Origin of the sequence: Lyngbya sp. CCY1209, assembly GCF_035615495.1 — a bacterium.
Lineage (GTDB): Bacteria > Cyanobacteriota > Cyanobacteriia > Cyanobacteriales > Microcoleaceae > Limnospira.
Genome location: NZ_JAJENU010000455.1, coordinates 1 through 4,742, shown reverse-complemented (window position 1 = coordinate 4,742; position 4,742 = coordinate 1). Strand labels below are relative to the sequence as shown.

4 protein-coding genes are annotated in these 4,742 nt (G+C 52.1%); all 4 read left to right on the top strand.

Annotation, left to right across the window (positions count from 1 at the left end; genetic code table 11):
• Positions 1-107: 107 nt before the first annotated feature.
• The 4 genes from LKE08_RS14315 (at position 108) to moeB (ending at position 4,590) form a co-directional block, all read left to right on the top strand.
• On the top strand, positions 108-455 hold the full coding sequence (locus LKE08_RS14315; RefSeq protein WP_324704915.1) for a hypothetical protein: 348 nt from the start codon (positions 108-110) through the stop codon (positions 453-455).
• Positions 452-2,518 (top strand): AAA family ATPase, encoded by a 2,067-nt coding sequence (locus tag LKE08_RS14310; RefSeq protein WP_324704914.1) that lies wholly within the window; start codon positions 452-454, stop codon positions 2,516-2,518. Before LKE08_RS14315 ends, LKE08_RS14310 begins: the two co-directional genes overlap by 4 nt.
• A 321-nt stretch (positions 2,519-2,839) precedes the next feature.
• A complete protein-coding gene (locus LKE08_RS14305; RefSeq protein ID WP_324704913.1) occupies positions 2,840-3,352 on the top strand; it encodes a M67 family metallopeptidase in 513 nt (170 codons plus the stop codon).
• Positions 3,353-3,417: 65 nt separating this feature from the next.
• Positions 3,418-4,590 carry a molybdopterin-synthase adenylyltransferase MoeB gene (moeB, locus tag LKE08_RS14300; protein ID WP_324704912.1) on the top strand — a complete coding sequence of 391 codons (1,173 nt, stop codon included), beginning with the start codon at positions 3,418-3,420 and terminating at the stop codon, positions 4,588-4,590.
• The last annotated feature ends 152 nt before the right edge of the window (positions 4,591-4,742 follow it).

Genomic DNA, 4,742 nt, shown 5'->3' with positions numbered 1-4,742 from the left:
ATTCCCAAGCTAATAGCACAAATCCTCTCGCATAGGATTGGGAGTTGCTATATCAACTGCCAACAACTGAGTCCACGACAGTGTGGACTGGTGCTATTAGCCTTGAAATGAATTTCAAGGCGGGTGACGAACCGTCCTGGCGCCTGCTATATTTGCGATCGCGGATTATTTATTCCCGACTCCCGACTCCCGACTCCCGACTCCCTGACTCGATTATGACTTATCAATATTCGGACAGTCTGATTACTGCAATTTCCAATGTTTTCGCCGAAGCGCGATCGCCTTACGGGGAGAATGTCGGCGCCGCGTTGCAAGATCCGATCACGGATGCATCTCCGGAGGTTCGGGAAATTATCGAGCGGGTGTTGCAGGCGGAACGGGATAAACTCTACATGAAAGCCCCCCGCAATATCAACGATGATGTCCTGAAAATTATTAAGGAAGTGGTGCAATGAAGTTGGTGTCGGTTCAACTCTGCAATTTTCGCCAGTTTTACGGGAAAACGCCGACGCTAAATCTGGCTTCGGGGGCGCAAAATACGACGGTGATTCACGGCAACAATGGGGCGGGGAAGACGACGCTATTGAATGCATTTACTTGGGTGCTGTATGAAAAGTTTAGCGCGGCGTTCGCGGCTTCGGGACAGTTGGTGAATAAGCGATCGCTCGCCGAAGCGGAACCGGGAAAAGCGGTGGGTTGCTGGGCGGAAATTATCTTTGAACACGATAGCAAACGCTACCTGGTGAAGCGGGTTTGTCGCGCCTACAAACAAAATGGAGAGATCGAACAATCCCCCAGCGAACTGTATATGCAAGTGGCGGGGGATGACGGCCGCTGGAATTTGCCCCCCCAACCGCCGGAGGAGATTATCAACCGCATTTTACCCGTCAGTTTGCATCAATATTTCTTCTTCGACGGGGAACGGATCGAGCAAATTGTCCGGGACGAAAGAAAAGCGGAAATTGCCGAGGCAACGAAAGAGTTATTGGGTGTGGAGGTACTGAATCGGTCGATCAAGCATTTAAAAGATGCGAGAAAATCATTGGAACTCGATTTATCAATCATTGGAAATCCGGAAACAAAGAAACTTTTAAAGGATAAAAAAAGGCTGGAGACGGAAATTCAGAATTTATCAAATCGACAAATTGAAATCGAGCAAGAACTGGAACACGAAGGGGAATTGAAGCGGACAGTCAGCGCCCACCTTTTGGACTTGAGTGGTGCGAAAGAGTTGCAGCAACTTCGGTCAGAATTGGAAGCTAAAATTAAGTCAATTCGGGAAGACTTGAAACAGTCGAATCTGGAAATTAATAAATTGCTGTCAACGCGAGGTTATGCGGTTTTTCTATCCGACACGATCGCGGACTTCAAAAACCTGTTTTCCGAACTGCGAGGAAAGGGAGAATTGATGACGGGAATTACCAAGCAATTTTTGGGGGAATTACTCGATCGCCACCAGTGCCTCTGCGGTTCGGAACTCCACGACGGAACCTCGGAACGCGATCGCGTCAAAAGTTGGCTGGAACGCGCCGGAATGGCGGATATCGAAGAGACGGCGATCCGGATGTCTACCCAGGTGGAAGATGTCGATCGCCAAGTCGTCGAATTCTGGGAAAATATCGACCGCCACCAAGCTTTAATTACTGACAATCGCGCCGAACTCTCCCGCATTGAAACCCGTTTAGACGACATCAAAAAACAGTTGCGAAATTTCCCGGATGAGGACATTCAAGAACTGCAAAAGCGACTGGACGAAATCGAAACCCGCATCGGCGAATTGAACCGGGAGATGGGCTCGAACCGGCAACAAATCGAAACCCTGCAAGCCGAAACCGAGAAACTTTCCAAGCAGATCGATCGCCAGCAGATGAACGAAATGAAGCAGTTAGTCGCACAGAGACGCATCGCCGCCACCCAGGACGCGATCGCTCGATTGACAGAGGTTAGAGAACGCCTCGATCGCCAATTTCGCCGGCAGTTGGAAAAACGGGTTCAAAATATCTTTTCCCGCATTTCTTTCACCCCCTACCAACCCCAACTGACGGACAACTACGAATTAAAATTAATCGAAAATACCGCCGGCGAAGATGCCACCGTCGCCGCCTCCACCGGGGAAAATCAAATCCTCAGTTTGTCGTTTATCGGTGGCATCATCGAAGGGGTGCGGGAGTGGAGTCAGAAAAACACGCTGATGGGACCCGACAGCAGCACATTTCCCATCGTCATGGATTCACCCTTCGGCAGTTTGGACGAAATTTACCGCCGCCAAATCGCTAATATTATCCCCCAGTTGGCGAACCAATTGATCGTGTTAGTCACCAAAACCCAGTGGCGGGGAGAGGTAGCCCAAGAAATCCGCGATCGCGCCGGACGAGAATACGTTTTGGTGTACAATTCTCCCAAGCCGGAGTGTGAGGAAGATGCGATCGAATTGGCGGGAAATCGTTATCCCCTGGTGCGGCGGAGCCCCAATGCGTTCGAGTATACCGAAGTGGTGGAAGTGGAACCGGAATTTTGATAAAAAAATGTAGGGGCAAGCCTCTGTGCTTGCCCCAGAACACAGCCCCCACCAATTCTCATCAAAAATTACAATATTTGTGAAAAAATTTTAAAAATTTGGGGCGATCGCTTGACTTTTGTCAAAATTTTGGTATCATTTTTATATAATGGAAATCTGTGCATTTTTTTATTTTTTGCATCCACTTCCATTATGAAGCCTAATGTCAATATCATACCGAAAGTAGTCGCTCCTTGTCAACCCTTTTTTCGAGGCAAATTTGACATCTGCGATGTCAAATTTGATTGTATCAAACATTATCAATTGTCAATTATTAAAAATATGGTCTTAATTCTCACTTCCGAACACCTCGAACAAATCCGCAGCCACGCCGAACGGACCTATCCCCGAGAATGTTGCGGGTTGCTGATGGGGCGCCTCGCCGGGGACGATCGCAAAATCCTCGCCGAAGTCCGGCCCGTCGAAAACGCCTGGGGTGAGACGGCGGCGGAGTCCTTCCAAGAGATCGAAACAGCCGAAAACCCCGTCACCACGCAAGAACGGCGGTTCACCATCGCCCCGGAAGTGCTGATCCGGGCCCAGCGGGAAGGGCGCGATCGCAACCGGTCCATCATCGGCATCTACCACTCCCACCCGGACCACCCCGCCGGCCCCTCGGAATTCGATCGCCGCTGTGCCTGGGCGGAATATTCCTATATCATCGTTTCAGTGGAAGGGGGGAAAGCCACAGACCTGAAAAACTGGAGTCTCGATCCCCGGCATCAGTTCCAACTTGAAGAAATGATAAGTTGTGAAGCCATCGGGGACACGGGGGATTATCATATATATCTTTGAGTGCAAACCTGAGAGGGGCGATCGCACCCCCTAAACTTGAAAGTATTTCCCTTGCGCGAATTGCCATGCTAAATCCGAATCTGGAAGAAATCCAGTTACAGCGAGACGAATATGAGCGCTACTCCCGCCACCTGATTTTGCCAGAAGTCGGGTTAGACGGGCAGAAGCGCCTGAAAGCGGCCAGCGTCCTGTGCATCGGTACAGGCGGGCTCGGTTCCCCCCTGCTGCTGTACCTGGCCGCGGCGGGAATCGGCCGGATTGGGATCGTCGATTTCGACGTGGTGGACACCTCCAACCTGCAACGCCAGGTCATCCACGGCACGTCCTGGGTCGGCAAGCCGAAAATTGACTCGGCGAAAAACCGCATTTTGGAGATCAACCCCAACTGCCAGGTGGAATTGTACAACACCCGCCTGAGCTCCGAAAATGCCCTGGATATCGTCAAATCCTACGATGTGGTCGTGGACGGGACGGATAACTTCCCCACCCGGTACCTGGTCAACGATGCCTGCGTATTGCTGAACAAACCCAACGTCTACGGTTCCATCTTCCGGTTCGAGGGACAGGCGACCGTCTTCAACTACGAGGGCGGGCCGAACTACCGGGATCTTTATCCCGAACCCCCGCCCCCCGGAATGGTTCCCTCCTGTGCCGAAGGCGGCGTTTTGGGGATTCTGCCCGGTATCATCGGGGTCATCCAGGCCACGGAGACGATCAAAATCATCCTCGGAAAGGGACGCACCCTCAGCGGTCGGCTGTTGCTGTACAATTCCCTGGACATGACCTTCCGGGAGTTGAAACTGCGGCCCAACCCGGAACGGCCCGTCATCGAAAAGCTGATCGACTACGAACAGTTCTGCGGCATTCCCCAGGCCCGACAGGAGGAAGCCCAGCAGGCGGGGGCGATTCCCGAAATGACGGTGAAGGATTTGAAGGCCCTTCTCGACAGCGGCGCGGACGATTTCGTGTTGATCGATGTCCGCAACCCCAACGAGTACGAAATCGCCCAAATTCCGGGGGCGGTGTTGATTCCCCTGCCGGATATCGAACGGGGCGAGGGGGTCGAAAAGGTGAAGGGACTCCTCAACGGCCACCGTCTGATCGCGCACTGCAAAATGGGCGGGCGATCGGCCAGGGCCTTGGGTATCCTCAAGGAAGCGGGTATCGAAGGGGTGAACGTCCAGGGCGGGATTACCGCCTGGAGTAAGGAAGTCGATCCTTCGGTTCCGCAGTATTAATTTGGAGTGCGGGGTGTGGGAATTGTAGGGGTGCTGCGTCTGGCGCCGAGCCCGATTTTAGATTCCCCTCCCCGCTCTTTACAAAAGTAGCAACAACTTTAGGATTTTCTCTTAAAGGAGTTGGTAGAGGCACATTGACTATGCCTTTAAGA

Coding starts and splice junctions, on each gene's coding strand:
- LKE08_RS14315 (WP_324704915.1), top strand. CDS start 108: ATGAATTTCAAGGCGGGTGACGAACCGTCCTGGCGCCTGCTATATTTG.
- LKE08_RS14310 (WP_324704914.1), top strand. CDS start 452: ATGAAGTTGGTGTCGGTTCAACTCTGCAATTTTCGCCAGTTTTACGGG.
- LKE08_RS14305 (WP_324704913.1), top strand. CDS start 2,840: ATGGTCTTAATTCTCACTTCCGAACACCTCGAACAAATCCGCAGCCAC.
- moeB (WP_324704912.1), top strand. CDS start 3,418: ATGCTAAATCCGAATCTGGAAGAAATCCAGTTACAGCGAGACGAATAT.